Raw genomic sequence first — 23,622 nt, 5'->3', positions numbered from 1 at the left:
TCATATTTTTTTAAAGCTATTAACTATATATTAAATTATTTTTCATATACTATCAATAAATTATTAACAAATTCATATTCTGTTGCTAATTTTTATTACTAATAATAAAATATAACCAATACTAATATTGACGGAGGCGCCATAAATGAGTAAACTTTTTACATATTCTATTAATACTTCAAAGACTGAAGAATTTATAAATATAAATAGTCTTTTAAAAAAAGCTATAAGAGAAAGTGGCATAACGAATGGTACTGCACTTATATTTTCCCCACATACCACTGCTGGAATAACAATAAATGAAAACTCCGACCCAGATGTACTTAGAGATATGCTTGTAAATTTAAATAGGGTTTTCCCTATAGTTGGAGATTATATGCATGTAGAAGGGAATTCTCACGCTCATATAAAAACTTCACTTATGGGGTCTAGTACTAATGTTATAATCCATGAAGGCTCACCTTTACTAGGCATATGGCAAGAAATTTATTTTTGCGAATTTGACGGTCCTAGGTCTAGAAAGGTACATATAAAAATAATTGAAGGATAAATAAAAAAGAGCTAAGCATGTAATTTTTTAAGCTTAGCTCTTTTCTAAAGAAATTTCACTACTTTTTATTTAAGTTACTCAGGATAAATTTAAAATTTCATCAACTTAATTCCTATATCTTCATTGAGTTCTTTGGATACTTCTCCATCTATTACATCTAAAATTATTTCACCAGTTACGCTTATAATGGCTGAATTTAAATGACCGCCCTTAACATTAAGTTCTTTATCTCCTAAATTAATATGTATGTGAGGAATTAATTCATCTCCTGACATAATTACATTTCCAACTAAAGATGTTATTTCAAAGTCTTCACAGAATTCTTTTTGATTATATACCTTCTTATCCAATTCAAATATGCCTATTGTAACTTTATTCGTAGCACCTATACCCGTTACTGATGCTAATTTTATTTTTTCCTTTTTACAAATCTCTTTAATAGAAGCAATTATTTCATCACCTTTATCTAACCTTATAATATATTTTTGACCAAACTTTCTATAATCCACTTAATTACCCTCTTTCCTTATAATTTTTCATCATTCTTAGAAATATATATGTCTAGAGCTTTAATTCCCCTTCTTATTAATTTAACAAGTAAAATTAAATTACATATAATTAATACTATTACTAGTGGTAAAGCCACCATATATATAAGACTAAATATTTCATATATAATACTAAATATTTTCCCCATGCCATATCCCCTTATAAATATATCCCTTTAATATTTTTCCTATTTATAACTTAGTTTCTTTAACGTTCTTTTTTGAAACTTTATTTATAAATTCTTCTACATCTTTAAAAAGTTTCTCTTGGTCATCTCCACAGCATATAATATGATTTGAGTTCTTATAATATCTTAATGCTTTAGTTTTGGAAGATGAGTTATCATAGATATACTTAGCGCTTCTATGATGAACTGTATCATCAACTAAACCCTGAGCCACAAATATAGGGCATTGAATTTCCTTTACAAGTGGTTTTGTCTTCCCTAGAAGTATTCTAAAATTCACCATAGCTTTAAAAGGAATTCTAACAGATGAATTGTAGTACCTCTTAAGATTGGTGTACTCTCTTTCTTTAAAATCCTCTACAATGTTTAAATATACTCTTTTCATGTCCCAATAATATATAGGGCTACATAGTGTTATTAATCCAGATATCTTATACTTTAATGCAAGATTTACTCCAATTAATCCACCCATGGAAAATCCTATTATAAATATTTTATCACATTTATTTTTAAATTCTACTAAACACTTTTCTGCTGAAGAAATCCATTCTTCATAGGTTGTTTCCTTTAAATCTTTTCTAATGCCAGTATGTCCTTCAAGTTTTGGACATGTTGTTAGATATCCTTTATCGTTTAAGTATTTATTTAATGGCTCTATTTCTTCTGTACTCCCTGCAAAACCATGTATTATTACACACCCTATTTTTCCATCCATTTAATAACATCTCCTATTCTGCGTATTTATTCTTTATAAATTCTGTCCAATTCTTGTTTATACCATCCCTATATATATATACGCAGAATATTAATTTTTTATTTTCTTGTCTTACCACATATATTTTCAACGGACACCTTTATTACCCTTGTCCTATCAGCAGCTCTTTTTATATATTCCATACCGCTTTCAATATATTCAGGTGAATATTTTTCTATGATAGCAAGTAGGGCTCTTTCTTTTTCTTCATCATTTACTTCTGTTGCCTTGCCAAATATTATTGTACTTTCATATTCCGTACTAAATTTTTCTGGAAGTAGCTTAGTTCTGCCAACTACAGAAAAAGAAACCTTATTATTTTTTTCAATACTATCTAATTTTTGTCCTTCTCTAGCACAGTGAAAATATATAGCATTCCCTAGATATACATAACTTAATGGCACTCCATAGCCATAATCATTTTCCCCTACCATAGATAGAACTCCATACTCACCATTTTTTAGTACTTCAATAGCATCTTTCTCTTCCAAACTTCTATCTTTTCTTCTTACTTCTCTAAACATTTTTTATCCTCCTAAAAATTTATTTCTCCTTTTAACATAATAATACCTTTGCCTACCATTTCCATACGACCATTTTCAATTATCCTAATAGTAATTTCTCCTCCCCTATCCGATGCTTGGTATGCTATAAATTCTTTTTTACCTAATTTATCTTCCCAGTATTTAGCTAGCACTGTATGTACTGTACCTGTTACTGGATCCTCATTTATCCCTGCCCAAGGATTGAAATATCTTGTAATAAAATCATATTCTCTTGCCTTTGTCGTTACTCCTACTCCCTTAACATCTATATGAAAATTTAAATTTCTCATTCCTTCAAAGTTTGGGGTTAATTTTAACACTTCTTCTTCTTTTTCAACCTGTAAAATTAATTTCTTTGTATTCTTTCCATATACAGCTTCTTTGCAATTTTCAATTCCTATTTCCTTTAATAACTCTACTGGAATTTCTACCACTTCATATTCATCTACTGGGAAATCTAGTACAATACCCTTTTCATCTTTTCTAGCTACCAAAACTCCACTTTGTGTGTGAAATTTAATTTCATTACCTTCTACACCGATTTCTTCAAATAACACTTCAGCCGTTGCTAAAGTTCCGTGTCCACACATGGATACTTCAACCTTTGGTGTAAACCATCTTAGGTCAAATTCATTATTTTTTAAACTATTTTCATCTATAGTCACAAAAGCAGTTTCTGATAAATTTATCTCTTTAGCTATGAGTTGCATTTCTTTATCCTCGATGGAGTTCTTTAAAATACATACTCCAGCAGGATTCCCTCCAAAGGCTTCCTTTGTAAAGGCATCTACTATATATATTGGCAATTTATTTTTTCTCATTATGTTCCCTCCTGATTATCTCATTAAAAGTACCTCTTCTAATAATTATTTTACCCCATAACCTTAGGTAATGGGCAATAGTTTTTACATACTTTTGTTAATTTTCTGTAAAATATGCAAAAATGCACTACATCTTAAAAATAAGTGTAGTGCATTTTAACTTAAGCTAGGGTATCAATTCTTTTAGGTATAGCATATTCGCCTTTAGAGCTAATTTCATTGCTTTTATTATCTTTTTTTATGTTAGAATTATCTTCATTGCTATTATTTTCTTCAACACCTTTGGCAATTTCTCCATTAGTTTCTTTAGTTATTTTGCCAATCTTTGAACTCATCTTATCAGCTCTATCTTCAAGTTCACTAGCTTTTCTCTCTTTTCCTTCAGCTATTTTAATTTTTCCTCTATCCCTATCTAATTCCGCTTCTTTTTTTAATATACGAGAATTTCCATCTAGTTTAGTTTTTATTTCATTAATAGATTTTATCTCATCATAGCTTGTACTAGCTTTAATTAAACTATCCATCCCCGGTGTGTAAGTATCACTATCAATGGAATTATTCTTAGAGCTATTATTTTGTGGATTTTTATCTTCTTTCTTATTTCCTTGAATCTTTTCCATTTGTTTTTGTTGAATAAGTTTATTTATGTTTTCTACTTGCTCCTTTAAAGGTTTAATCATTTCAGCCTTTGTTCTATCATCTATTTTTTCACCATTTATCCTTTGTATTTCTTCCTGTACTTTCATTTTTTCCTTTTCTAGCAACTTAATTTCATTGTCTATACCATTACTTTTAATGGCAAAATCACTAGAACTTCTTCCACCTACTGAAGATATATTCATATTTAGTTACCTCCATAATTTTACTTATTTATATTATCATCGGTATATCTTCTATATACTTTAGATAACTTGAAGCACACTAATAAACGTAGATTTATTTTTTCAACAAAGATAAGTGATTATATAAAAAGATATATAAGTTATATTTTTTTATATAATACACAAAATAAGCCTGTAATATAATCCTTTGCTTTATAAACCTTTTGTTTGCATGGAATAAATTTTTTCTTGGGGAGTGAGCTAAATGAAAAAGAAAACATTATACATTTCAATATTTTTACTATTTTTTATCACAAGTATAGTTTATTCTAAATCCCCTCTTAGAGTGTTAGTTAACGATAAAGAAGTACCTAATAATGGGTATTATTTAATAAAAGATGATAAAATTTATGTCAAAGATGAAGCATTAACTAGAGATTTTAACATCAATATATTCTATGATAAAGATGAAAACAGATTAAGATTATATGATACGAATAAAATTGAACTACAAGCCAGATGCGAAATGTTTGAAGAGTTTGCAAATCTATATGATCCTAAAAATCCAGATGAGATAGCTGAACTTTGGGCAAAAGGTATAAAAGATAGAAATGGAGTATTTCAATATGTAACCTATAACAAAGCTTTAAGAGATGAGTTTAAAAGATTAGCTGAAAAACGCAATTCTTGGGTAACGGGATTCTCAAGTCCTTGGGTTAAAGATTATAAAATAGAAAGAGAGGAAATATCACCTTCTAAGTTTAAATATAAAATAGTTTTTAATGCTACCACCTCCGCTAAAGACAAGTATATCTGGAACGCAACTCTTGAAGTTGCAAAAGAAAATGGTAAGTGGAGAATTGTAAATTTAGTAAAAGATTTTGATATATTATGATATTATATTTGTAAAACATTTACTATAATGATTAATTATAAAAATAAAAGAACTAAGTGTACAGAGGTAGAATCACCTTTTTCAAAAGGAAACCACTATATACTTAGTTCTTTTTTGTCTAAAGCTTATAATCTTATTTTATATCCTTCATTAGATAAGGCATCTATAGCCTTATTAATATCCTTTTCTTTAACTAAAATATAATCAGTATCATAAGTAGATATGGCGAATATGCTTATACACCTTTCTGCTAGTAATCTACTTATAGATGCTAATATTCCAATGAGTGAAAAATCTAAGGGGCCCTCCACTTTTAATGCTTTCCATGGTTTTTCGCATTTTATGTCTTCAGGTATATTCTGTAAATTACATACAATAGATAGTTCGTCCATTGTTTTAGTAATTGAATAAAATTCGCCGTCTTTACACCATTCTGGAATATTCTCATTCTTTTCTAATCTACAGACTCCAAAGGTTTCTTCTAGTAGACTCATCCTTAATTTTATATTATCCATAGCAATCTCTGCTCCCTATTTATAGCTTATTTCTGCAAGAGTTGGTGTATGTTGAAAATTAACATTATCGTTATTATATAAAAACTTTACTCCATCAATCCATTCACCTTTATATTCCTTTTGTAGAAATGATCCTATAAGTCTATCTTCTGTTATTATTCCTCCTGCTGAACCCTGAAGAAATTCTGTTGCCCAAGCAGGGGATTTTAACATTGAAGCATCTTTAATTCCTTGATTATCCTTAGATTCTTTAAGATTCACTACTGCTACTTTTTTTCCCTTTACTTCATCTATTCTCACTACTTCTATAGGAAGATCATTAAAATAATACTTTGATAATTCTCCTCCTATCATATTTAACTTTTGAATCAAAGTTTTATCTTTTGGTATAACCATATAAAATCCTATTTCCTGTTTATAAGTATCTACATTTGCAGTATAAGCAGGAAGTAATTCATATTTATCATTCTGCTTATTTTCCTTAAACATCTCTATTATTGATACTTGATCTTTTACCTTAGTCTCCAATGACCTATATTTTTTATCTGAATCATTCACAGCTTCCTGCAAATTAGCATTTCTTTCTGTTAAAACTTCTATTTCTTCTCTAAGCCTATCACTTTCCGCATTAGTTGGCTTTGATTTAGAGCATCCAATAATTGTTAAGCTAAAAAGTGTTACAACAAATAAACTCCATATAATTTTCTTTTTCATATTCTCCTCCTCAAATTCACAAATTATCTATATTTTTATTCTACCATTAATTATAATAAAAAAATAGCACTTCTTGCTAATAAAGGAGTAGTTATGATATATTATTTAAATTTTCCTACTCATTGTTTCTTAAATAAGAATAATTTTTTTATTTAGTATGGTAATTGCTATCCTTAAATATTTCCTCTTCTCCTAGCTTTGTCCACTCTTTAATAGTAATATTAGGATTTAAGTCTATAAAGCTTTTTACTATATTAAAGCCAATGGTATAACCGCTAAACAGAGGAAATTCTTCTCCATCTCCATTCATTATTTTATTTATATCTTCTTCACTATAAAGATTATTTTTTATTTTATCCCATACTTGGATCTCCTCTTCTTTATTTAAAGCATAAGATAACTTAGATTTTTTATCTGGATATACAATGCTAGTAAAAAACTCTGCCTTCCCATCTGCAATAATCATATTTAATAGATTGTTTTTTCTTACATTGTTAGATATTTTCTTTTCTGTAGAATGATAATATTCATGAACCGCAGTTAACTTAATTTCACTTTCCCATCCATTTACCTTAGTGTTTACAACCATAAATATATTTTTCTCATCTGGTGATACAGCCCTTACCCCAGCATTGAATATTTTTGTCACTTCTGGATCTTCAGGTAGTATATAAATATTTATGTTGTCATTAGGTAATATACTATAAGCCTCTTCTAAACTTTCCTCTACAGCTTCTATTAAAACATCTTTATTTTTCTTTAGGCTTTTAAATTGCTCTTCAAAAGCTTTTATATCTTTGATTCCATATGGGAAATATAAATTCTCTATATTATAAGAGTACTTTTCTACAATAGGATTTACCATTGTATTTTTAAATATTTTTTCACTGTACTCCTCTTCTTCATTAGATTTTGCTATATAATCTTCTACATAATCATCTAAAAAAGTAATTATCCATTCATTTTTAAGTTTTACATTAGATGTTTCATTGCTAGTACTTGTACATCCTCTTATAAAAAACATACTTATTAAAATAGCAATGAGGCATATTATGTTTATTTTATGCTTATTCATGGCTAAAACCGCCCTTTATTTAATTCATTTTAGGCTATTCCAATCTACTATTTCTTCTAAATCCTTTTCTTCTAAAAGTTCTAATCTTATCATATTTATCACCTTATTTCCTATTTTTAATTAAGGTAATTATTTTTTCCAAAGCATCCTCATTAGGTTCTATCAATATATCTGGTTCTGTTTTTGCTTCCTTATTTGATGTGCCATCTGGATTTAACCCCATAGCATATGGAAAATAAATAAATAATCCACTTTTAGGAAGACTTATAGGGATAATCTCAAATCCTATACCATCTCCTGCTGTTTTCCTTCCTACTAACGTTGCCCACTTAGTATCCTTAGCAAATCTTGCAAAACCTTCAGCGGCAGAAAATACTTTTTCATCAACTAGTAGAAAAATTTGCCCATTGAATCCTACTCTATTAAATGACGGATATGCTTCCTTAGGCATTTCTAAATAATATTTAAAATCCTTATATAATTCTGGTGGATAATTTTCTTTAATAGGTAATTTTTTAATATCCATCTTATTTAAACCTAACATCTTAGCTTTATAATTTACAAAGGCCTCTTCATATTCCCCTCCTCTAAAGACTATATAATAAGATGTTCTTATCGAATAATTTATTAAATGAGATACAATATTATTGCTCCAATACGGATCACCTCCGCCCCCATTTCCTCTGATGTCAATTATAAGATATGGATAATCTTTTGTTTCATATAAAAAATTATAAATATTATTTTTATCTTCTTTTTCATGTTCAGGACCAAAACTCCTTACTTTCAAATATGCTATATTGTTTTCTTCTATTATTTCCGTCTCTATATTCTCTTTTATATTATTCTTATTCATTTCATTAATTTGTTCTTTATACTTCTCTTTTATCATTTCAATCCAATGTTCCTTCCAATACTCCTTTTTATTAGACTCAAGATAATTGTTATATGCTTTAAAATAAGGAGTTGACTCGTCGTTGTATCCCATATACTCTGCTAATTCATCAGATGGAAAAGCAATATATAAATGGCTATCATTTAACTCTTCCAAAATATTTGATATTTCTTCTAAGAACTCAACATCATTAGAAGTATTTTTTATTCTTTTTACATATTCTTCTTTATTAGCTAGCCAATCTATATTATTTTCTCTTTTGTTTACTTCAAAATATGGATAGTTTTCTTTTAAAATTTTATATAGATATTCAAAATCCTTTACTTTTTGTCTAGTAGTTAATGGTATAACTTCAGTTACATCTTTGCTAGTATTTAAACTTTTAGCACACCCCATTAAATTAAAAATCAAAATTAAACCTACGCCTAAAGCAATTTTTTTAATCCTTTTCATATTGTAGCCCCCCTATGATTAAATTATTATTTTTTATCTTCCTTTAATAAAGTAATAATGGCTAATATTTAATCAATACATATTTTTAGTAATATAGAATATATTCTAATCTTTTATATTAATTATACAATATTTTACATCAAATTTGTGAGATATAAGGGATTAATAAAAATTGGGACACCAAACGAGCTATATCAAGTTGGCTCTACAATTATATATTTTCACAAAATAATTATGGCTACAAAACATGGAGCTAAGCAGATGATGAAGCCGCTCCAATAAAAAGTCGCTATTTCACTACCTGCTTAGCTCTTAATAGTTTGTAAATATGTTCTCAAATATTGTTTATTTTACATATTACGAATACTTATCTATTGTACAAAACTTCAAAAATGCTATGTTTAGAAGTTCTTATTGTATCGAGACAGCATAAGAAGCATTATATATTATTCTTAAGTTTTAGACATGAAATTATAAAAATAAATATTTGTAAAACTTAAATGTGAAAACAATTTACCATAATATATATGTAAAACATAAAAGAACTGAGGTATATAGTGGGAGGAGCGCCTTTTTTTGAAGCGACGTCACTATGTACCTTAGTTCTTCTTTCTGATATATAAATATACTTATGAAAATTTATAATTGCCAAATCAATTTGGTATAAATAGTTTTGTGCTGCAATTTCTCTACACTATATCCCTATTATTAAACTCATTAATCCCAATTACAATAAATATTGTAGCTATTATGATTCCTATAATATACATGTGAATTCCCATGTCGAAGAAATTTATTGAGCTTCCATTTAGTAATGCTCTGCCGGGATATGTCCAGGGAAATAATATCCAGAACTTCGTATTGGATATTAAAAGGGATGGTATGGAAAAAGCTACTCCTACTCCCAGAGGAACCCCTATATTTGAAAATCTAATGCTTAAATAAAACTGTATCACCATTACCGGTATCAAAGAGATAAAAGTCAGTAGAGGTGCATACATAATGTTAGGTGGCATAGCTTTATTGCCAGCTATGAAAAAACCTCCAACAATTACAGTTGCCATAAATACTAATAGATTTAATAATATGAAGCCGCTTCCTATTATTAATTTAGAAACATACATATGTGCTCTTTTTACCGGCAAAGCACAAATTTTCTTCCAATTATCTTGTGCATTTTCTATTCTCGCAAGTATAGCCATTACTACTGTAACAAATATCGGTAAAAGAATCATTCCATAAAAAATTGCACTTTGAGTGTATAGCTGTTGCCATACATCTTGTCCTTTTGAGGTAAAAATATCTTTATATCTTAAAAAATTTATAAATCCTATGCTCACAAAAAATATAGGCACAAGGGTTATAATCCATAATAGTTTTGAATGTCTTAACTTTATTAATTCTACTTCTATAGCTTTTTTCACTCTCTTCACCCTCCCTTATTAAACTTCTACTTTTTTAAATTTAATGATTCCTAAAGTTATCCAAAATGCTGATGAGATAAAAGATATAACTATAAAAGTTGTCAATACACTTGCATCTAAAAATGGAAGAGCATCAAAAGTATATGTGTATGGAACTATTTTAGAAATTATTTTTCCTTGGTAGAACATGTAAGCGGATATCCCTCCGCAAAACCCTATACAAGCTGCAACTATGGAATTTTTCATAAAACAGCTTATAAATTGTTGTAGACTTATTATAGCCATTACCCCTATAGTTTGAAGAACTATATATTTTATAAATAAGTTAAGTTTTAAACTCTCTTCTATCTTCAATATTTTTCCTATAAATATAATTCCTAGTGAATTTAATAATATGGATATCAACGTAACTATAAATATTACTATCCATTTAGCCATATATATTTTATATCTTTCAACAGGCTTTGATAGTATGGTCTTCCATGAATTTTCACTGTATTCTATATGATTCACTATTGCTGCAATTAAAGATATAACTAAAATCAATAGCAGATTCCATTGCATACCCATATGATTTTCAAAAAGTATTACCTGCCATTTGCTTTCTACTCCCAAGTCATTTAACTTTTTTAGCACCTTTCCACTTGTTAAATAATCTGCTCTATAATACCAGTCTCCAAATAACATCAAAAATGAAATCAAGGGTACTATAAAAGATATTTTCCAAAATGCTCCCTTTTTATATTTTAGAAATTCTGATTTTAAAATGGATGAAAAACTCATAAGCTCACCCCTTCCTGCGTAATATCCAAGAATATTTCTTCTAAAGTTTTCTGTTTTTCTATAAATTTAAATATTTTATCTCCCTTCATTATTAAATCTTTTAGTAATTCTTCACTTTTTTTATCTCCAATTTTTACGAAAACTTCTTTATCTTTAATATCTGGAACGTAGCCTAGTCCCCTTAAATTTTTTACTGTTTCAGAAATTTCCCTAGATCCAATACAAATTTCTCCTGCACTTTTTTTATGAAGTTCATCTAAAGTTCCCTGAAATAGAAGTTCCCCATTATTTATAATTCCGATATCATCTGCCATAAGATCTATTTCATTTAATATGTGACTTGATATAATTACTGTCATATCATAAAGCTTTGGTAAATCTTTAATCAATTCCCTTATTTCATGTATTCCAGAAGGATCTAGTCCATTAGTAGGCTCATCTAATATTAAAAGCTCTGGCTTACCAAGGAGTGCTCCTGCAATTCCAAGTCTTTGTTTCATTCCAAGAGAGAACTTTTTAACCTGCTTATTTTTCCATTGACTAAGTCTTACAATATCCAATGCTTCATCGATGCACTTCATATCTGCATCTAATAGTTTTGCTATTACTTCTAAATTTTCATAGGCAGTTAAGTTTCCATAATATGAAGGAGATTCAACCATAGAACCTGTTCTTTTTAAAATATCCATTCTATTTTCTTTTAAATCCTTATTAAATATTTTTACTTTGCCTTTTGTAGGTTTCATAAGTCCTAAAAGTATCCTTATGGTAGTGGATTTTCCTGCTCCATTAGGCCCTAAAAATCCATATATCCTCCCTTTTTTCACCTGAAGATTAATATTATCAACAGCTTTAAAATCTCCAAATTTTTTACTTAAATTTTTTGTTTCAACAATTATATCTGACATATACTTTCCTCCTAAATTAAACTTTATCTAAGTTGTTTTAAGTTTAACTTTTGTACTTTAATTCTTCTTAATGTGAACCTTAATGGAACCTTAAAGTTTATTACAACTCACATGTATTATTAAAAAACATGAAGATAAGTGCTATAATCTAACTGAAATCACATAAAAATATGAGGTGTAAAATATGAAAGAAGAAATTTTAAATAGAAAAATATTGCTCATAGATGACGAATTAGAACTTTTAAAACTTTTAGAAGCAGTATTAAAAAAAGAAGGTTTTAGAAGAATTTTCAAGGCTAATAATGGTACTGAAGGCATTAATCTTTGCAAATCTGAAAAACCAGATATTATAGTTTTAGATATTATGTTACCTGATATTGAAGGTTTTGAAGTGTGTAAAATAATCAGAGAATTCTCCATATGCCCAATAATCTTTCTTTCCGCAAAGGCTGAAGATGTAGATAAAATTCTAGCCCTTGGTCTTGGTGGAGATGATTATGTGACAAAGCCTTTTAGTCCTAAAGAAGTAGCTTATCGAATCAAAGCTCATCTTAGGAGAAATATGTATATAAAAAATTCCCTCTTATGTGAGGAAAAACAGCTTCAATTTGGAGATATAAGGATTAATTTTACTAGTGGAGAAATTTTTAAAGGAAATGATCTTTTAAATTTTACAGCAAAAGAATATGCCCTTCTTTGCTATATGGCTCAAAATCCTAATAGAATACTAAACAAACAAATGATTTGCGATAATGTTTGGGGAGATGATTATTATGGTTATGATAATACTATAATGGTTCATATAAGAAAATTACGTGAAAAATTAGAAGATGATCCATCCCATCCTAAATATATAATTACAGTTAAAGGGCTGGGGTATAAACTCAATACTTCAATGTAGGAGTGTACTATGTTTAAATTAAGAAATAAATTTAAAATCACAACAAGTTTTTTAATAGCTTTGACACTTATTTTTGTTATAGTCCTTTTCATAGATTTAACCATTATAAGCGCACCTTTTATGACTAAAAGAGTATCTAATTCCATACTTTCTACATCTGATCCAACTAAATTCACACGCTCTTTTTCTAAATATATAAACTTTAATGGTGAAGATAATATAGAAATAGATGAAAAGGGAAATAATTTGTTGATTAAAAATAATGGTTGGATACAAATATTAAATGAGGATTTTAGTGAGATTTACACCTTTAATTCTCCTAAAGACATACCTAAAACCTATACCCCAATATCCCTTGTCCACGCTCATAAATATGATATGCTAAACTACTCAGTATATATAGGAGAAAAAGTGGTTGGTAATAGAACTTTAAGTTATTTAATAGGCTTCCCAGCAGACCATGTATCAAAATACACATTAGAATTTAATCCATCTACAGTGTATAAAATCATGGGTGGCTTTTTAATTATAATAATATCAAATATAATTATTGCAATAATCGGTGCATATCTTTTCTTTGGAAGAAAGATGGGGAAACCTTTAGATAAAATTGTAGAAGGAATAGATGAATTGTCCCAAGGCAATTATGAAATATCCTACAAAGAATATGGAATATATAAAAATGTGTTTTCTAATCTAAATAATTTAAACTTAAAGCTTAAAGAAAGTAAAATAAAAAGAGAAGAATTAGATACAATGCGGGAAGATTGGATTTCATCTATATCTCATGATATAAAAACTCCTCTCTCTTCAATAAAAGGTTTTGCTGAAATTATGAAAGACAAAGACTATGATTTTTCTAAAGAAGAAATACTAGATTACTCAGATATAATATGGAATAAATCCTGTTATATAGAAACCTTAATTGAAGATTTAAACTTAACCTATAAATTGAAAAATAATTCTACAGAGCGTAGTAAGTCAAAATTAAATATAGTCTTTCTTATACAAAATACAATCATAGAAATTTTAAATGATCCTATGTATAGTACTAGAAATATAAATTTTAAAACTTCTAATGAAACCATATATTATTTTGGGGATGAAGCCTTGTTAAAAAGAGCTTTTTCAAATTTAATCATTAATTCTATAGTTCATAACAACACTGATGTTAAAGTTTTAATTTCTGTTCATGAAGATGAAAATAATATCTACTTAAGCATTAAAGATAATGGTAAAGGAATATCAGCTAAAGACTTACCTTATATTTTTGAAAGGTATTATAGAGGAACTAATACTTCTTCCTCAAAAGAAGGTTCTGGACTTGGAATGGCCATCGCTAAAGAAATAATTGTTAAACATGGTGGAAACATTTCCATAGAAAGTGAAATAGATAAAGGAACTGAAATAAAAATAGGTTTTATGAAAAATATATACTAAAATCTCATAAGCAACCAATGGTTGACAGCATTTAACCACTTGTTGGTAGTGTGCAACCACTCTCATATGGTAAATTGTTCATAGAAAGAAGGAGGCCTAAAGAATGGAATTGTCTGAAAGATTACAGCAGCTCAGAAAACTTGCTAATTATTCCCAAGAGCAATTAGCAGAAATGCTTTGTATATCTCGACAAGCGATTTCAAAATGGGAAAGCGGTCAAAGCAATCCAGATATTAATAATATCATTAAATTAAGCGAGATTTATAATGTTAGTACGGATTATATTTTGATGGGAAAGGACAATAATAGTAATCAACTCGAAAGTAATCAGCTGGAAGAAAGCAATACCAAAAAGAAGGGATATAGCCAGCCATTTAAGATAGCATCAGTGATAATTGCAATAATTGCTGCTACAGCAGTTGTTGCTGTTTTATTTATTGCCGCATTAGGCCATATAGCTGGTGCATGGTAGCATGAAAAATAAAAGGAAGGATGTGAACAGAATGACAGGCAGAAAAAGTATTTTATTAGTATGCAGTATAATCATATCATTATCTTTTGCTGCATGCGGTGCCCCTGAAAAATCCAATGAAACAAATACTAGGGCACAAAACATTGCCTCGGTAGAAAATTTGTCACCTCAAGATACAGTAGAGACCGCTTTAAACTCCTTAATTGCTTTGGATACCAAAAATTTCAATAAGTATATTAACTACGATGTTAAAAAGACTAACTCTCTGATAGTTGTTAAAGGTAATAAATTATTTGGTGATAATTTGGATGAAGAAGGCAAGGAACTTGTGGGAAGCATGGTTTCCAAATTTTCTTATAAGATAATTGAAACTAAAGAAAATGAAAATGAAGCAACAGTAAAAATACTACTTACAAATCGTGATTTATCAGATATATATGAACGATTAGCATCAGCTTCACTTGCTGAAACCGCTACAGATCAAGAGGTTTCTTTAATTGACTTAATAAATGATACTGATAAATTACTGCAATTCGAAGTAGATCTTTCACTTAAAAAACAAGATAAAGGTTGGAAGATTAACATGAACAAAGAATTTGCAAATGCTATCTGCGGTTGTACGCTCTCAAGATGGGAGCTAGACCTCTTTCTTTAAAATTGTACAATCGATGACTAGACGGCGGTTTTGAGACATAATCAAAGCCGCCATTTTTCAGCTGAAACTAAAAATCATTTGATATATTTATCTCCTCATTATTTTTATAAAAACTTGTTATGGTAGTGTACCCTAATAATATTTGAAACAGATTTGTTAAATTATTTCTACTAGTAGCTAAGATTTCTAAAGGTCTTAATCTAAAGGGAAAGTGTGAAATATTCGAATAATATATAAATAAGGTCAATGAAAAATATAAAGATGGTATTCCAATAAAAATTGATTTAGGAATATTCAGTTTCCGAACTCCTTCTTTTTTTATTTCTTTTACTAGATGTTCTAGCCCTAATATAAATCCAAAACAGAAATTTATTATCAATGGCAAACCCATGATTAAGTATTGGCTCATGCTAAAATCAACTCTATATTGAAGGGTCAACTTTTGAGTAATGTAGTTACATAAAAAAATAAACACTGTAATTAAAGTAGAATAGACAATATAAATCTCCCAGTTTTTATTTTTCATAACCTTTCTTATCATAACACTCCCCCCATTTAAGTATCTTTGCTTTTAAAGTTACTTGGAAATTTAAATTTTTCACTCGTTAAATAACTTCTTACCATAACCAATATACCAAGTACCATAGAGATTATAAAAATATCCCTAGAATAACTACTTCTTTTTTGTGCTCCTAAAAAATACAATACTAAGCTTCTTACCCATATAATTGCAAATAGTAAATCAACACCAGAAATCCATTTATAAGTTCTATACTCCTTTTGTTTTATGCTCATATAAACATCTATTACAGTATTTATGATTATGGCTATTATTATTGGTACAATAAGCTTAAAGTTTTCTGTTTTAAAGTGTAGCAATATCATTATAATTATAAATGATATAACTCCTATTTGGAGCTTTTTCAACATATTCCCCATTCCCCCCATTTAAAACTTAAGTTAAAAGATTATAATACTTGCGAATCTTCTCTTCTAACTCCATAATACTTATAACACTCCCCTCATTTAAGTATCTTTACTTTTAAAGTTACTTGGTAATTTAAATTTTTTACTCATTAAATAACTTTTTACCATAACCAATATACTAAATATTATAGCACTTATAGAAGTATACTTAGAATAATTACTTCTTGTTCCACTATCTAATTTTTGTGTTCCTAAAAAATAAAATAAAAAAATCCCCATCCATGCAATTCCAGATAGTAAATTAACACCAGAAAGCCATTTATAGCTTTTATACTTTTTTTCTTTTATGATTATATAAACATCTATTACAGTATTTATGATTATCGATATTATTATTGGTACAATAAGCTTAAAGTTTTCTGTTTTAAAGTGTAACAATATCATTATAATTATAAATGATATAACTCCTATTTGAAGCTTTTTCAACATATTCCCCATTTCACCCCTTTAAAACTTAAATTAAAAGATTATAATACTTATGAATCTTCCCTTCTAACTCCATAATACTTATAAACCTTGCTTCTCTAATTATCTCTTTACTCTCGGCAAACATAAGTATACACGGTAATGTAAATACTGAAAACTCCCCTGCCGCCATGGTTACATTATCTATTTCTACCTTCCCCATTTTAATTTTAGGGTATGATTCTAATAATTCTTCTATTTTAGGTAGCAAGGCATGGCATACACTACAGCTATCTGATGAAAAATACACTAAAGCTAAAGTATTTTCCTCTATAAAATTGTTTATTTCTTCTACGGAATTTAAAATAGTCATTGATTTTTCTCCTTTGCGAAAGAATGTTTATGCACGTTAGTTCTTATTTACATCTTTAATTCACTACCTATATTTTACCATATTATTCTATATAATTTATATCATTGATAACTTATTTCAAAACATTCCTCAATACTTGGCATAGTATACATTAAGTGAATATTAAAATTTGGAGGTAAAATGTATAGCATTTTAATTAATAGAGCTGCTAGAAGACTTACACTGTATAAAGACGAAAAGTTTTTTAGACAATACACTGTTGCCATTGGCAAGCCTTCTACCCCTACTCCTGTTGGAAACTTTAAAATAATAAACAAATCAGTTAATCCTGGAGGCCCTTTTGGCGCAAGATGGCTTGGTCTTTCAATTAGAGGATATGGTATACATGGTACAAATAATCCTCCATCTATTGGTAAGGCTATTTCTAATGGATGCATTAGAATGCATAATAGAAATGTAATTGAGTTATTTGATCTTGTACCTATTGGCACTCCTGTTAAAATTGTATAAAAATCAAAATACTAGGAGAAACTGCCCAGCAATTTCTTCTAGTATTTTTTTAGGCACTCTATAACCTTCTTTTGAAGATATGGCTGAATCAGTGGATATGTTAAATTTGAAGGAAGTTCATTAAATAGCTCTATTTTTTCTATTTCTAACTCTGGAAGCTTTCCTAATTCGAAAACTTCTGCATAAAACATTCGCCCATAACTTTTAACATTGTCTATGGTTACTGAATAATCAAAAACAGATTTTATATTATATTTTAAAGCTCCTGTTTCTTCATAGAGTTCCCTCTTAGCAGTATAATTTATGTCTTCCCCTTTTTCTCTATGCCCTCCTGGTATTTCCCAGGTGATTCTTTCTTCATGCTTTACTAATATCCATTTTTCCTTATATCTGCTACTTATTATAGCAAATTTTAAGTTTTTATCTTCAACTTCACCAATTTCATAAAAATCTATTTTCATCCCACTCTCCTCCTTCTTGTCCTTATTTAATTATACATTAAAAGCATATAACAAAATATGTATTTTATAAACTTCCAATTATAAAAAAGAGCATGTTTCAAAACTATTTGAAAATAATTTTGAAACAGACTCTTTCTTATACTTTATATATATCTTATAAGATTTATTATATAAAAATGTTCATATTTTTACTCTATAACTACTGCAGTACCAGTAGCTGTAACCATTAACATATTTCCACCTTGCCCCAATACTTCATAATCTATGTCTACTCCAACAACTGCATTAGCTCCCATAGATTTAGCTCTATTTTCAAGCTCTCTTAGTGCATTTTCTCTAGCTTCAATTAATTCCCCTTCATAGGATCCTGACCGTCCTCCAAAAAAGTTAGTTAACCCAGCTGCAAAGTCTTTTATAAAATTTACTCCTGAGATTACTTCTCCAAAAACTATACCTTTGTATTCAAGTATCTTTCTTCCTTCAATTGCATTTGTAGTAGTAACTATCATATACATTCCTCCAACTTTTCTTAATATAAATTTCTATTAATATTATAAATCTTTTAATTTATTAAATGCATTAATTTTATCTTAAATTTATGTATACTCTACCACATATATCATATATTTTATTTTTTAGGTGTTATAGATATATAATATGAAAACTAATGGCGCATTATTTTAATAACAGCCTTATCTTGCACATCAATTTTAGCTGTTCCACCTATGGGAAATGTAAATCTTGGATTTGTATGGCCAAAATTTAAGTTTGCTACTACTGGGATATTATCTAATTCTTTTTTAGTTTTTATTATTTTGATTAATATTTCCTTTGAAACATTGGATTCTTTTTGAAATCTACCAATTAATATGCCTTTAACTTTATTAAAATTAGGTTGTTAGTTTTTATTTAAAAACTTTTTTGCATTTACTGTGACCCAATACTTTGTAATCCAGTTATATCGTTAAGTATCCAATCTCCATTATGATTCTTTATAAAAAAGCTTTTTTTCTTAGAATGAGCTAATGGTTTATTTTCCTCTGACCTACCTAGTTCTTCAATTATAAGTTCATCTACTTCGTCGACTTGTTTATTTTCTTTTTCATATTTTGAAGTTTTAATATATGCTTTTTCTATAGACATCTTTGTATTATAAATAGTAGGAACACGTAACTTCTCTTTAAATTTAATCTGTCCATCCTTAGAATTATTGGTATCAACCAGTATTCCATATAAATCATCTATCATTGACTTACTCATAGTTTCTTCAAAAATCTTATCGAAATCTTCCCTAGATTTTATGCTTTCTTTATCAAAATCTGCTAGGGGCTTCCATGTTTTTTTCAATATAACTATTGCTTCATCTTGGCTTAGTTTTATTTTTTTTACCATATATGGCTTACTTATTTTAATTAGATTAAAATATCCAATGGATATTACAATACCAATTAAGGTAGTTAACGCTACTAACTTGAAATTTATATTTTTATTAATTCCTCTATCTATATTAATAGACTCATTTAGAAGTTTATTCACCTCTTCTTTTTGTTCTTCATCTACTTCCAATTCTCTTTCAATAGTTTTATTCCTTCTTCCCAAGGTTTCAAATTCAATTTTATTGTCAGATATCCATTTATAACTTTTAATTTTACTCCATTTAGTGAAGTCAGACGATTTTGCCTCTCCCGAGTATACACCATTTTCAGTTATTCCCAATGATCTCCTACTTAAAAAATTTGTAATACATATCTGTATCCAAGTAAGTCCCTGTAAAATTCCATTTATATCAGTGCTCTTGTTTTTTATATAAAATAATATATAACCGCTTGTCATATATGTCCATAGTACTAATAACAAAACATAGAAAATTGAAATTTTTTTTCTTCTTGTTTGAATAATAAATTTACCTGCATAAACTCTCTTATATAAATGAATTAATAAAAGATAACTCATTATTATATTTAAAACAATGTAAAATCTATTCATATTTCCTTCCCCTTTAATTTATTAAAGATATTCCCCATTGTATCCCTAATTACATATTATTGCAGTACTAACTATTCATCATTTAAATTATTGAATATCTCATGGTATTTTTCTAAATAATAATATCTACCAATTATCTTATAGATAAAATAAAGACTATAAAAGATATTACTAAAGCCATTATACTTACTACTATATATCCAAATTTATAGAAAAAAATATATTCTTCCGAAAATTCCACTTCATCATAGTTTTTAAACATCCAACGCTCACCAAAAAATTTCATGTCTTTAGAATGTTTTAATCCTAAAATCCCTGCTATAAGAATTATCATTGCTATAAGCAAAGGAACTAAATGTCCCCTAAATTTTATATTCTCTCTTAGTATTGTTCTTATTATGAATCCTTTAGGATATTTTTCATTAAAGGATTGATTTAGTGCATTTTCGTTAGGAGCATAGTCATCAACCTCTATGGTACCATCTTCGTTAAGTAAACGCCCATTTTTATATTCAATTTTATATACTTCATTATCTGGATAATATAAATAATATATGTTGTCAGTTTCTTTAATGTTTATGGTGCCATAATCCCTTAAAGTCTTTATTTCAAATGTATACATGTCGTCATTCTTATTTACAGTAAAATAATTGTATTCAGATGATTTGTATACATGACTGTCCCCTTCAATACTTTCTTTGTAAAAGGTTTCTTTAAAATAAATACCCTTTTGAAAGAAAATACTAAAATACCCTACAGCTACTAGAAATAATGATATTATAGCCACTATATTGCAAGCTTTTTTATTACTATTATAAAACTCTTTACTCCTCCCCATCATATCCCCCTTATATCACATAACTCCATATCCTTACATCACTTAGCCATTCATCACTTAAATTATTGAATATCTCATGGTGTTTCTCCAAATAATAATATTTACCAATTATTTTACGGATAAAACAAAAGCTATAAAGGATACTATTAAGGCAATTATACTTGCCATCCTATTTAAAAAAATATATTCTTCCGATAATTCTACTTCCTCATAGTTTTTAAATTTCCACCGTGAACCCCAAAATACCATCTCTTCAGGATATTTTAATCCTAAAACTCCTATAAAGAGAGAAGCAATTGCTATAAGCAAACCAGCTAAATGCCCCCTAAATTCTATGTCATCCCTTAACACTGTTCTTATTATGAAACCTTTAGGATATTTTTCGCAAAATGGTTTATTCTCCATATTTTTATTAGTAATATAATCATTAATATCAATAGAACCATCCTCACCAAAGAAATGTCCATTTCTATATTCGCCTTTATATACTTCATTATCTGGATAATATAAATGATATATGCCGTCAGTTTCTTTAATCTTTATGCTACCATAATCCTCTATAGTTTTTATTTCAAATGTATATATGTCGTCATTCTTATTTACAGTAAAATAGTTGTCTTTAGATGACTTATATACATAACTGTCCCCCTTAATACTTTCTTTGTAAAAGGTTTCTTTAAAATAAATACCCATTTGAAGAAAAACACTAAAATACCCTATTACTATTAGACATAATGATAGTATAGCTATAATATTACAAGTTTTTTTATTACTATTATAGAACTCTTTAATCCTACCCATCATATCCCCCTCATAAATTAATGATGTAATCGAGCTTTTTTATGCTTAGAAACAATAAGGTTATACAATTTTATTTCATATTAGGATTTTTATATCGTCCCTTTTTTATAGTTCCTTTTCCATACTCTATGGCTCTAGTTGGACATTGGTGAATACATGCCAAACATTGAGTACAATTGGGTCCCCAAGTAGGTTTTTTATTAACCGAAATATTTCGTGCGGTGCATACTTTCTCGCATAAACCGCAACCTGTACACTTATCAGTAACATAAAACTTTTTAGGATTTAGCGCAAAAGTGTTAAACATAGGATTGATTACACTTGTTAGAATAGTTGGAAAGGAACCCTTTTTTAATTGAAAAACATCTTTTTTTCTTTCCTTAACTATTTCATTAATTACTTTTAGTCTGTCTTCTGCTTTAAGAAGTTTTTCTCCTTCTAATTCTTTGCTATCTACATCTCCTAAAATTATATAGTTATTGGGCATAATTATGGAAAATCCACTATTTAAAATTAACCCTTTCCTTTTTAGGCTTTTTTGTAGGACATCCATAGTATTTCCAATATTATCTCCACATGTAGACACAGAGAATATATAATTGTTATTATAATTATTAAGACGTAAACTACTTATAAAATCTAATACCTGCTTAGGTGGTGCCCATGCATAAACAGGATATACAAAACCAATGGTCTCATCTTCACCTAAATGATAATCCAAAGTATTTTTATCCTTCTTCATTTCTTCTGATATGCAAATCATTCTATCATTATTATATTCTGATATACTTTTAGCGACATAACTAGAATTACCTGTCCCTGTAAAGTAAAATATCATTTTAACACCTCCTTATCTAATTTGCCTTAATTGTGTTATGATTCGATCATATGTTTTTCTAAATTTAGTTCTATTGTCAGGTAATAATTCTATGTTACATAATGAAGCTACTTTTTCAGCAACATCTTGAATTGATAAGTTTTCTGTGTCTATATGTTGTTTAAATATTTCATTTGATAACCCTTCTATACATCTGTCTATTTGCTTAGCTGCCCATGAATTTTTACCTTCCCCACGACTTCTTAATCTTTTAAGCAAAGTTTCTTTTGAAGAGGATAATACAAAATGTTTTACTTCAATTCCATCATTCCTTAGTTTCTCAACAATTTCTTTAAAATATTGTGGATTAACTATAGTCATAGGTATAATTACTGTACCTTCATATTCCTGAGCAATATATTTTAGCATAGAGAAATTAAATTCCCTCCACATTGGGTAATCTTGAAAATCATTACTCTTCAAATCCTTTGGTATATTTTTGCTAATAAAAAACCCTGTCTTCTCTGGATCATATACAAACGAATTAGGAATTCTTCTATGCAGTTCAAAAGCTGTTTGTGACTTTCCAGAGCCAAATGCACCATTTATCCATATTATCATAGCTGTTATTCCACTCTTTCATATTTTAGTTGTACCAAATCATAATCAAATATCTTTCTCTTAAATCTTCTCTTTTTACACTTCGCATATTTTCTCAATTATTAGTTATGTTCTTAAAACTATTATACTATATTTTCATTTATATCTATAATTTAACATTGTATTTAATAAATATAGCACCTCCTAATAAATGAAAGGAAGTGCTATATTTCTAATTATACTAGTTATATGATTATATGGTTATACTAAAATTAAATGTTTATTTATTTCCTTCTATCTCTAATTTTAATGTATTAAAATATTCTTCCATAAGCTTAAGCCTTTCTATACCAATTTCTTTTGCCTTTTTTGTATACAATTTTTCAGGAATTTTTTTAAACTTCACTTCATATTCAATAAAAGGCGTATGCTTTGAACTGACCCTTGTCAAGTAGACAGATTATTTAATTAAAATATTATGCACTTA

31 protein-coding genes and 2 pseudogenes are annotated in these 23,622 nt (G+C 28.2%); 7 read left to right on the top strand and 26 right to left on the bottom strand.

Annotated features, from left to right (window positions below; all coding sequences use genetic code 11):
- Nucleotides 1–145 precede the first annotated feature (145 nt).
- Nucleotides 146–550 (top strand): secondary thiamine-phosphate synthase enzyme YjbQ, encoded by a 405-nt coding sequence (locus RYO54_RS18860; RefSeq protein WP_315122161.1) that lies wholly within the window; start codon nt 146–148, stop codon nt 548–550.
- Between the two features lie 89 nt (nt 551–639).
- Here the strand turns inward: RYO54_RS18860 and RYO54_RS18855 are convergent, their stop codons facing one another.
- The 6 genes from RYO54_RS18855 to RYO54_RS18830 all read right to left on the bottom strand — a co-directional run bounded on the left by RYO54_RS18855 (nt 640) and on the right by RYO54_RS18830 (nt 4,248).
- Entirely contained in the window at nt 640–1,059 is a 420-nt protein-coding gene (locus tag RYO54_RS18855) for a PPC domain-containing DNA-binding protein (RefSeq protein WP_315122159.1), read from the bottom strand.
- Nucleotides 1,060–1,076: 17 nt separating this feature from the next.
- Nucleotides 1,077–1,247 (bottom strand): hypothetical protein, encoded by a 171-nt coding sequence (locus RYO54_RS18850; RefSeq protein ID WP_315122157.1) that lies wholly within the window; start codon nt 1,245–1,247, stop codon nt 1,077–1,079.
- A 43-nt stretch (nt 1,248–1,290) separates the two neighbouring features.
- Nucleotides 1,291–2,001, bottom strand: coding sequence for an alpha/beta fold hydrolase (locus RYO54_RS18845; protein WP_315122155.1), 711 nt, complete (start codon nt 1,999–2,001; stop codon nt 1,291–1,293).
- A gap of 98 nt (nt 2,002–2,099) precedes the next feature.
- Complete coding sequence (locus RYO54_RS18840) at nt 2,100–2,564, bottom strand: pyridoxamine 5'-phosphate oxidase family protein (RefSeq protein ID WP_315122153.1); 465 nt, start codon at nt 2,562–2,564, stop codon at nt 2,100–2,102.
- An 11-nt stretch (nt 2,565–2,575) separates the two neighbouring features.
- Entirely contained in the window at nt 2,576–3,406 is an 831-nt protein-coding gene (locus RYO54_RS18835; RefSeq protein ID WP_315122151.1) for a PhzF family phenazine biosynthesis protein, read from the bottom strand.
- A 161-nt stretch (nt 3,407–3,567) separates the two neighbouring features.
- The gene (locus tag RYO54_RS18830; RefSeq protein WP_315122149.1) at nt 3,568–4,248 is read right to left on the bottom strand and encodes a FlxA-like family protein; all 681 of its coding nucleotides are present in this window, start codon (nt 4,246–4,248) and stop codon (nt 3,568–3,570) included.
- Nucleotides 4,249–4,492: 244 nt separating this feature from the next.
- Between RYO54_RS18830 and RYO54_RS18825 the strand changes: the two genes are divergently transcribed.
- The gene (locus tag RYO54_RS18825) at nt 4,493–5,122 is read left to right on the top strand and encodes a hypothetical protein (protein ID WP_315122147.1); all 630 of its coding nucleotides are present in this window, start codon (nt 4,493–4,495) and stop codon (nt 5,120–5,122) included.
- Between the two features lie 125 nt (nt 5,123–5,247).
- On the opposite strand, the gene RYO54_RS18820 is transcribed toward RYO54_RS18825, so the two are convergent.
- From RYO54_RS18820 to RYO54_RS18790, 7 genes are all read right to left on the bottom strand, one after another.
- Nucleotides 5,248–5,637: an ACT domain-containing protein gene (locus tag RYO54_RS18820; protein ID WP_315122145.1), complete on the bottom strand. Its 390-nt coding sequence runs from the start codon at nt 5,635–5,637 to the stop codon at nt 5,248–5,250.
- A 15-nt stretch (nt 5,638–5,652) separates the two neighbouring features.
- Complete coding sequence (locus RYO54_RS18815) at nt 5,653–6,351, bottom strand: hypothetical protein (RefSeq protein WP_315122143.1); 699 nt, start codon at nt 6,349–6,351, stop codon at nt 5,653–5,655.
- Nucleotides 6,352–6,499: 148 nt separating this feature from the next.
- Nucleotides 6,500–7,426, bottom strand: coding sequence for a DUF2268 domain-containing putative Zn-dependent protease (locus RYO54_RS18810; RefSeq protein ID WP_315122142.1), 927 nt, complete (start codon nt 7,424–7,426; stop codon nt 6,500–6,502).
- Nucleotides 7,427–7,529: 103 nt separating this feature from the next.
- Nucleotides 7,530–8,774 carry a S41 family peptidase gene (locus tag RYO54_RS18805; RefSeq protein WP_315122140.1) on the bottom strand — a complete coding sequence of 415 codons (1,245 nt, stop codon included), beginning with the start codon at nt 8,772–8,774 and terminating at the stop codon, nt 7,530–7,532.
- 689 nt (nt 8,775–9,463) lie between these two features.
- Complete coding sequence (locus tag RYO54_RS18800) at nt 9,464–10,198, bottom strand: ABC transporter permease (RefSeq protein ID WP_315122138.1); 735 nt, start codon at nt 10,196–10,198, stop codon at nt 9,464–9,466.
- 18 nt (nt 10,199–10,216) lie between these two features.
- Nucleotides 10,217–10,981 (bottom strand): ABC transporter permease, encoded by a 765-nt coding sequence (locus RYO54_RS18795; RefSeq protein ID WP_315122136.1) that lies wholly within the window; start codon nt 10,979–10,981, stop codon nt 10,217–10,219.
- Nucleotides 10,978–11,889 (bottom strand): ABC transporter ATP-binding protein, encoded by a 912-nt coding sequence (locus RYO54_RS18790; protein WP_315122134.1) that lies wholly within the window; start codon nt 11,887–11,889, stop codon nt 10,978–10,980. Before RYO54_RS18790 ends, RYO54_RS18795 begins: the two co-directional genes overlap by 4 nt.
- A 184-nt stretch (nt 11,890–12,073) precedes the next feature.
- Between RYO54_RS18790 and RYO54_RS18785 the strand changes: the two genes are divergently transcribed.
- From RYO54_RS18785 to RYO54_RS18770, 4 genes are all read left to right on the top strand, one after another.
- The gene (locus tag RYO54_RS18785) at nt 12,074–12,790 is read left to right on the top strand and encodes a response regulator transcription factor (RefSeq protein WP_315122132.1); all 717 of its coding nucleotides are present in this window, start codon (nt 12,074–12,076) and stop codon (nt 12,788–12,790) included.
- A 9-nt stretch (nt 12,791–12,799) separates the two neighbouring features.
- Complete coding sequence (locus RYO54_RS18780) at nt 12,800–14,230, top strand: HAMP domain-containing sensor histidine kinase (RefSeq protein WP_315122130.1); 1,431 nt, start codon at nt 12,800–12,802, stop codon at nt 14,228–14,230.
- Between the two features lie 103 nt (nt 14,231–14,333).
- Nucleotides 14,334–14,702, top strand: a complete 369-nt coding sequence (locus RYO54_RS18775; RefSeq protein ID WP_315122128.1) for a helix-turn-helix transcriptional regulator — start codon at nt 14,334–14,336, stop codon at nt 14,700–14,702.
- 1 nt (nt 14,703) lies between these two features.
- The gene (locus tag RYO54_RS18770) at nt 14,704–15,357 is read left to right on the top strand and encodes a hypothetical protein (protein WP_315122126.1); all 654 of its coding nucleotides are present in this window, start codon (nt 14,704–14,706) and stop codon (nt 15,355–15,357) included.
- A 67-nt stretch (nt 15,358–15,424) separates the two neighbouring features.
- Here RYO54_RS18770 and RYO54_RS18765 read toward each other — a convergent pair whose 3' ends face one another.
- The 4 genes from RYO54_RS18765 to RYO54_RS18750 form a co-directional block, all read right to left on the bottom strand.
- Complete coding sequence (locus tag RYO54_RS18765; protein WP_315122125.1) at nt 15,425–15,898, bottom strand: hypothetical protein; 474 nt, start codon at nt 15,896–15,898, stop codon at nt 15,425–15,427.
- A gap of 14 nt (nt 15,899–15,912) precedes the next feature.
- Nucleotides 15,913–16,287 carry a hypothetical protein gene (locus RYO54_RS18760; RefSeq protein ID WP_315122123.1) on the bottom strand — a complete coding sequence of 125 codons (375 nt, stop codon included), beginning with the start codon at nt 16,285–16,287 and terminating at the stop codon, nt 15,913–15,915.
- 96 nt (nt 16,288–16,383) lie between these two features.
- The gene (locus RYO54_RS18755) at nt 16,384–16,782 is read right to left on the bottom strand and encodes a hypothetical protein (RefSeq protein WP_315122121.1); all 399 of its coding nucleotides are present in this window, start codon (nt 16,780–16,782) and stop codon (nt 16,384–16,386) included.
- A 16-nt stretch (nt 16,783–16,798) separates the two neighbouring features.
- Nucleotides 16,799–17,122: a thioredoxin family protein gene (locus RYO54_RS18750; protein WP_315122119.1), complete on the bottom strand. Its 324-nt coding sequence runs from the start codon at nt 17,120–17,122 to the stop codon at nt 16,799–16,801.
- A 180-nt stretch (nt 17,123–17,302) separates the two neighbouring features.
- On the opposite strand from RYO54_RS18750, the gene RYO54_RS18745 reads away from it, so the two are divergent.
- On the top strand, nt 17,303–17,632 hold the full coding sequence (locus tag RYO54_RS18745) for a L,D-transpeptidase (protein WP_315122117.1): 330 nt from the start codon (nt 17,303–17,305) through the stop codon (nt 17,630–17,632).
- Nucleotides 17,633–17,670: 38 nt separating this feature from the next.
- On the opposite strand, the gene RYO54_RS18740 is transcribed toward RYO54_RS18745, so the two are convergent.
- The 9 genes and pseudogenes from RYO54_RS18740 to RYO54_RS18705 form a co-directional block, all read right to left on the bottom strand.
- The gene (locus tag RYO54_RS18740; protein ID WP_315122115.1) at nt 17,671–18,093 is read right to left on the bottom strand and encodes an NUDIX domain-containing protein; all 423 of its coding nucleotides are present in this window, start codon (nt 18,091–18,093) and stop codon (nt 17,671–17,673) included.
- A gap of 188 nt (nt 18,094–18,281) precedes the next feature.
- Nucleotides 18,282–18,602, bottom strand: a complete 321-nt coding sequence (locus RYO54_RS18735; RefSeq protein ID WP_315122113.1) for a putative heavy metal-binding protein — start codon at nt 18,600–18,602, stop codon at nt 18,282–18,284.
- Between the two features lie 155 nt (nt 18,603–18,757).
- Nucleotides 18,758–18,970: pseudogene (locus RYO54_RS20240) on the bottom strand (LD-carboxypeptidase); the annotation flags it as partial.
- Between the two features lie 50 nt (nt 18,971–19,020).
- Entirely contained in the window at nt 19,021–20,079 is a 1,059-nt protein-coding gene (locus RYO54_RS18730; RefSeq protein WP_315122111.1) for a DUF5673 domain-containing protein, read from the bottom strand.
- A gap of 133 nt (nt 20,080–20,212) precedes the next feature.
- Nucleotides 20,213–20,917: a hypothetical protein gene (locus RYO54_RS18725; RefSeq protein WP_315122109.1), complete on the bottom strand. Its 705-nt coding sequence runs from the start codon at nt 20,915–20,917 to the stop codon at nt 20,213–20,215.
- 108 nt (nt 20,918–21,025) lie between these two features.
- On the bottom strand, nt 21,026–21,718 hold the full coding sequence (locus tag RYO54_RS18720) for a hypothetical protein (RefSeq protein ID WP_315122107.1): 693 nt from the start codon (nt 21,716–21,718) through the stop codon (nt 21,026–21,028).
- Nucleotides 21,719–21,788: 70 nt separating this feature from the next.
- Nucleotides 21,789–22,556, bottom strand: coding sequence for an EFR1 family ferrodoxin (locus RYO54_RS18715; RefSeq protein WP_315122105.1), 768 nt, complete (start codon nt 22,554–22,556; stop codon nt 21,789–21,791).
- A 12-nt stretch (nt 22,557–22,568) separates the two neighbouring features.
- The gene (locus RYO54_RS18710) at nt 22,569–23,156 is read right to left on the bottom strand and encodes an AAA family ATPase (protein ID WP_315122103.1); all 588 of its coding nucleotides are present in this window, start codon (nt 23,154–23,156) and stop codon (nt 22,569–22,571) included.
- A 259-nt stretch (nt 23,157–23,415) separates the two neighbouring features.
- Nucleotides 23,416–23,571 (bottom strand): annotated as a pseudogene (locus tag RYO54_RS18705) (phosphohydrolase); the annotation flags it as partial.
- Nucleotides 23,572–23,622: the final 51 nt, after the last annotated feature.

The organism is uncultured Clostridium sp. (assembly GCF_963515715.1).
Lineage (GTDB): Bacteria > Bacillota > Clostridia > Clostridiales > Clostridiaceae > Clostridium_AW.
The sequence above is the reverse complement of the archived record's forward strand: the minus strand, read 5'-3'. Positions and strand labels throughout refer to the sequence as shown.

Bases quoted from the DNA above. Each gene is read 5' to 3' on its own strand.
- RYO54_RS18860 (WP_315122161.1), top strand. From the start codon at position 146: ATGAGTAAACTTTTTACATATTCTATTAATACTTCAAAGACTGAAGAA.
- RYO54_RS18850 (WP_315122157.1), bottom strand. From the start codon at position 1,247: ATGGGGAAAATATTTAGTATTATATATGAAATATTTAGTCTTATATAT.
- RYO54_RS18845 (WP_315122155.1), bottom strand. From the start codon at position 2,001: ATGGATGGAAAAATAGGGTGTGTAATAATACATGGTTTTGCAGGGAGT.
- RYO54_RS18840 (WP_315122153.1), bottom strand. From the start codon at position 2,564: ATGTTTAGAGAAGTAAGAAGAAAAGATAGAAGTTTGGAAGAGAAAGAT.
- RYO54_RS18835 (WP_315122151.1), bottom strand. From the start codon at position 3,406: ATGAGAAAAAATAAATTGCCAATATATATAGTAGATGCCTTTACAAAG.
- RYO54_RS18830 (WP_315122149.1), bottom strand. From the start codon at position 4,248: ATGAATATATCTTCAGTAGGTGGAAGAAGTTCTAGTGATTTTGCCATT.
- RYO54_RS18825 (WP_315122147.1), top strand. From the start codon at position 4,493: ATGAAAAAGAAAACATTATACATTTCAATATTTTTACTATTTTTTATC.
- RYO54_RS18820 (WP_315122145.1), bottom strand. From the start codon at position 5,637: ATGGATAATATAAAATTAAGGATGAGTCTACTAGAAGAAACCTTTGGA.
- RYO54_RS18815 (WP_315122143.1), bottom strand. From the start codon at position 6,351: ATGAAAAAGAAAATTATATGGAGTTTATTTGTTGTAACACTTTTTAGC.
- RYO54_RS18810 (WP_315122142.1), bottom strand. From the start codon at position 7,426: ATGAATAAGCATAAAATAAACATAATATGCCTCATTGCTATTTTAATA.
- RYO54_RS18805 (WP_315122140.1), bottom strand. From the start codon at position 8,774: ATGAAAAGGATTAAAAAAATTGCTTTAGGCGTAGGTTTAATTTTGATT.
- RYO54_RS18795 (WP_315122136.1), bottom strand. From the start codon at position 10,981: ATGAGTTTTTCATCCATTTTAAAATCAGAATTTCTAAAATATAAAAAG.
- RYO54_RS18790 (WP_315122134.1), bottom strand. From the start codon at position 11,889: ATGTCAGATATAATTGTTGAAACAAAAAATTTAAGTAAAAAATTTGGA.
- RYO54_RS18785 (WP_315122132.1), top strand. From the start codon at position 12,074: ATGAAAGAAGAAATTTTAAATAGAAAAATATTGCTCATAGATGACGAA.
- RYO54_RS18780 (WP_315122130.1), top strand. From the start codon at position 12,800: ATGTTTAAATTAAGAAATAAATTTAAAATCACAACAAGTTTTTTAATA.
- RYO54_RS18775 (WP_315122128.1), top strand. From the start codon at position 14,334: ATGGAATTGTCTGAAAGATTACAGCAGCTCAGAAAACTTGCTAATTAT.
- RYO54_RS18770 (WP_315122126.1), top strand. From the start codon at position 14,704: ATGAAAAATAAAAGGAAGGATGTGAACAGAATGACAGGCAGAAAAAGT.
- RYO54_RS18765 (WP_315122125.1), bottom strand. From the start codon at position 15,898: ATGATAAGAAAGGTTATGAAAAATAAAAACTGGGAGATTTATATTGTC.
- RYO54_RS18760 (WP_315122123.1), bottom strand. From the start codon at position 16,287: ATGTTGAAAAAGCTCCAAATAGGAGTTATATCATTTATAATTATAATG.
- RYO54_RS18755 (WP_315122121.1), bottom strand. From the start codon at position 16,782: ATGGGGAATATGTTGAAAAAGCTTCAAATAGGAGTTATATCATTTATA.
- RYO54_RS18750 (WP_315122119.1), bottom strand. From the start codon at position 17,122: ATGACTATTTTAAATTCCGTAGAAGAAATAAACAATTTTATAGAGGAA.
- RYO54_RS18745 (WP_315122117.1), top strand. From the start codon at position 17,303: ATGTATAGCATTTTAATTAATAGAGCTGCTAGAAGACTTACACTGTAT.
- RYO54_RS18740 (WP_315122115.1), bottom strand. From the start codon at position 18,093: ATGAAAATAGATTTTTATGAAATTGGTGAAGTTGAAGATAAAAACTTA.
- RYO54_RS18735 (WP_315122113.1), bottom strand. From the start codon at position 18,602: ATGATAGTTACTACTACAAATGCAATTGAAGGAAGAAAGATACTTGAA.
- RYO54_RS18730 (WP_315122111.1), bottom strand. From the start codon at position 20,079: ATGAATAGATTTTACATTGTTTTAAATATAATAATGAGTTATCTTTTA.
- RYO54_RS18725 (WP_315122109.1), bottom strand. From the start codon at position 20,917: ATGGGGAGGAGTAAAGAGTTTTATAATAGTAATAAAAAAGCTTGCAAT.
- RYO54_RS18720 (WP_315122107.1), bottom strand. From the start codon at position 21,718: ATGGGTAGGATTAAAGAGTTCTATAATAGTAATAAAAAAACTTGTAAT.
- RYO54_RS18715 (WP_315122105.1), bottom strand. From the start codon at position 22,556: ATGATATTTTACTTTACAGGGACAGGTAATTCTAGTTATGTCGCTAAA.
- RYO54_RS18710 (WP_315122103.1), bottom strand. From the start codon at position 23,156: ATGATAATATGGATAAATGGTGCATTTGGCTCTGGAAAGTCACAAACA.